The organism is Pseudoalteromonas sp. 120-MNA-CIBAN-0494, from assembly GCF_040308885.1.
GTDB classification, from domain to species: domain Bacteria; phylum Pseudomonadota; class Gammaproteobacteria; order Enterobacterales; family Alteromonadaceae; genus Pseudoalteromonas; species Pseudoalteromonas nigrifaciens.
Genome location: NZ_JBEOOE010000133.1, coordinates 1 through 278 on the forward strand (window position 1 = coordinate 1; position 278 = coordinate 278).

The following is a 278-nucleotide window of genomic DNA, read 5'->3' on the forward strand; positions in this document are numbered from 1 at the left end:
GCGTCGCGCGGCCCGTCACGCTCATCGACATCACGCGGATCGCGGGCCTCGATACGGTCGATGCGTTGCCCGGCGGCGGTATGCGCATCGGTGCGCTCGTGCGCAACAGCGATGCGGCCGATCATCCGCGCCTGCGCGCCGGCTATCCGCTGCTGTCGCAGGCGCTGCTCGCCGGGGCGTCCGCGCAATTGCGCAACATGGCGACCGTCGGCGGCAACCTGATGCAGCGCACCCGCTGCCCGTATTTCTACGATCCCGCGTTCGCGCAGTGCAACAAG

Annotated in this window: 1 protein-coding gene; it reads left to right on the forward strand. The window is 69.8% G+C overall.

Annotated elements, in window-relative coordinates:
- On the forward strand, nt 1-278 hold a 278-nt coding region (locus AAEY55_RS18260), incomplete at both ends, for an FAD binding domain-containing protein (protein WP_350552660.1).